At 62.2% G+C, this 2,874-nt stretch carries 3 protein-coding genes; 2 read left to right on the top strand and 1 reads right to left on the bottom strand.

Annotation, left to right across the window (positions count from 1 at the left end; translation table 11 throughout):
* Both ACFCU0_RS03475 and ACFCU0_RS03470 read left to right on the top strand, forming a co-directional pair.
* A partial coding sequence (locus tag ACFCU0_RS03475; RefSeq protein WP_434972274.1) for a glycosyltransferase family 4 protein occupies positions 1 to 825 on the top strand: 825 nt, incomplete at its 5' end.
* Positions 826 to 993: 168 nt separating this feature from the next.
* Positions 994 to 2,577 carry a polysaccharide biosynthesis protein gene (locus tag ACFCU0_RS03470; RefSeq protein ID WP_434972273.1) on the top strand — a complete coding sequence of 528 codons (1,584 nt, stop codon included), beginning with the start codon at positions 994 to 996 and terminating at the stop codon, positions 2,575 to 2,577.
* A gap of 9 nt (positions 2,578 to 2,586) precedes the next feature.
* Here ACFCU0_RS03470 and ACFCU0_RS03465 read toward each other — a convergent pair.
* Positions 2,587 to 2,874: glycosyltransferase (locus ACFCU0_RS03465; RefSeq protein WP_434972272.1), on the bottom strand; the 288-nt coding region annotated here is incomplete at its 5' end.

Raw genomic sequence — 2,874 nt, 5'->3', positions numbered from 1 at the left:
TTTGAAGTCCGCGACCTCTGGCCCGACTTTCCGATCCAGATGGGCGCGGTTCCATTCATGCCGGCCCGCACCGTCCTATACCGCCTGGAGCGATGGCTCTACCGGGACGCCGATCATGTCATCGGCCTATCCCCGGACATGTCCGATCACATCCAGCGGCGCGCGCCCCGTACACCTGTATCCTCCGTTCTCTACGGAAGCGACTTCGACCTCGTCGATCAGATCACAGACGACCAGATCCAGGCATTTCGGCGTGCAGCCGGTGATCGAGTCGAACTCATGGTTCTCTATGCCGGGAGCTTTGGCCGGGCCAATGCCATTCCTACGCTAATACAAACGGCCCGTAACCTGGGACATCGATCCGGGATACAGTTTGTTTTCACGGGAGAAGGGTATCATGCTTCGACCATCCGCCAGGCAGCACGCAACGTCGGATCGATCACGTACATTCCTCCCCTTCCCCATCATCGAGCACTCGCCCTGTTCGCCGCCGCCGATCTATCCGTCGTGTCGTTCGCCGATCGCCCGGTGCTCGCGACGAACTCACCGGGGAAGCTTTTCGACAGCCTTGCTGTGGGCACCCCGGTCATCGTGACAAACCCGGGGTGGACCGCTCGGCTGGTTGAGCAGGAGGGGTGCGGTTGGACCGTCCCTCCGGAACATGCGCATGGATTGACACAACAGATCGCGACATTGCACGACGCCCCGCTGCTGATGGAAGACGCAGCTCGAAACGCTGAACAGGTTGGCCGCCGGTCGTTTCGCCGATCTCGGGCCACCGAACAGATCGAACGCATCCTCCTGGACGTGACAACGCGACACTGACCGGACGCCACGTAAGCCCAGGCCGTCCGGATTCGCAATCAATCAGCTATTGCATTCCTGCCCCCCGCTTCGTCTCTTAGGATGGAGGTGTACGCGCCCTGCCATATGACGAAACGGCCATGATGGCCGGCTGATTTCTTCTGTTCCCATTGATTGTCCCGCTTTTCTGTGCGCGAGACGAAACTCGACGTTCGTACGCAAGCCCATCGCCTAGCCCCGCTTGCCGGGCGCGGTCTCTTAGTCCTTGCCGACGGCTTCTGGGTGTATGTGACGCTAGCCCTGGCCGGATTCGTCCGGTCCGGCACCTGGGAATGGCCACATGACATTCTCTCCCCGTCCCTGGCCGTCCTGGTCTCCCTGATCTACATCGGTGCAACCGCGTGGAGCGATGGGTATCGACGGCCGCACGCCCTTCGATTCCCGCAGTTTGTCCGCATCACCGGCGCGCTAATCGGCGCGTTCCTTCTTTCCATTGCCGCGGCATACCTCATCACGCCGACACACTCCGTCCCGCGCGGGATCGCGTCCGTTCACGCGCTCCTGTCCATCGTCGGGCTCCTCGGCATTCGATCGGGCCTTCGTCTCGTTACCGAGCGACTGCACGCGGGCCGGCCGACCACGCCCGCTGTACAGCGAGAGCCGGTGCGGCTGAACGAGTTCGTCGATCGCCCGCCGGTCGAAATCGACACGGCGCGCCTGCAGGAGATCTTGACTGATGAGACCGTTCTGGTCACCGGGGCCGGCGGGTCTATCGGAACCGAGTTGTGCGAACAGCTCGTCCGGCTTGACCCCGACCGCCTTATTCTGGTCGATATGTGCGAGTACAACCTCTATCGCCTGCAGAACCGTCTGGAACGGCGAAGACACTCGGTGGACATCGACTTTTCGATCACGGACGTACGAAACCGAAATGCAACCGCTCGTCTCTTCCGGCGGCACGCGCCGGGCGTCGTCATCCATACGGCCGCGTATAAGCACGTGCCCATGATGGAGCGGCATCCGGATGCCGCGTTCGAGAACAACACGTTGACGACGGCGAACCTCGTCGACCTGTGCGACGCGTTTGACGCCGACCAGTTTGTGTTCGTGTCGACGGATAAGGCCGTGGAACCACAGAGTGTCCTCGGTGCGACGAAGCGCCTCGCGGAGTGGTACGTGCGAAGCGCATCGACGGAGACGCGCTGTAAGATCGTCCGTTTCGGCAACGTCTTTGGCAGCCAGGGGAGTGTCGTGCCGCTGTTTGAGCAGCGACTAAAGGCTGGCGAGCCTCTTCCGGTAACGCACCCGGAGATGGAGCGCTATTTTATGACCGCCCACGAAGCTTGCAGCCTGATCCTGCAAACGCTTCTGCATGACACCCACCCGGTCTACTTGCTTCGCATGGGGGACCCGGTTCGCATCGAGTGGCTGGCCCGCCAGATGGTGCAAGCCTACTACCCGGACGTCGTCGCCGATCGCATGATCGAATACATCGGGAAGCGCCCGGGGGAAAAACTCAGCGAGCGACTCGTGACGCCGTCGGAGCAGATGGAGGACAGCGACCACCCGAACATCCTCGGCATCCATGGCCACCCACCCTGCTCACGCTCCGAACTGCAGCACCGGTTTGAATCGTTTCAGCAGCTCTCAAAAGAACCGGATGCAAGGATTCACGGGCTGCATGAACGCCTGTTCGATGTCGCGCGCATCCCGTCGGGCGATGGACAGGTAAGCGGCACGCCGTTGCCGTCCCCGCCTCGCGCTCGCGGATAAGTGTCCACGTCACGCTGCAGGTTGGGCGTAGTCCACCACGTCCTGAACGGCAGTAACGAGCCGACTGACCTCCGTCTTGAGGCAGTAGCGGTCCTCGACGACCTGCCGGGCGCTCGCGGCCCGTCGAAGTGCTACGTCATACCCAGCGAACACGTCTCGCAGTGCCCGAACGAGGGCGTCGACATCCTCCGGTGCCACGATAAGCCCCGTCTCGCCGTCCCGTACGAGGTCGGTGATCCCGCCGATCGGAGTCGCTATAACGGGACACATCGCCGCCGCTGCTTCGATGAGGACGTT

The sequence above is a fragment of the Longibacter sp. genome (genome assembly GCF_051155795.1).
Classification (GTDB): Bacteria; Bacteroidota; Rhodothermia; order Rhodothermales; family Salinibacteraceae; genus Longibacter.
This window is presented reverse-complemented; position numbering and strand designations above follow the sequence as displayed.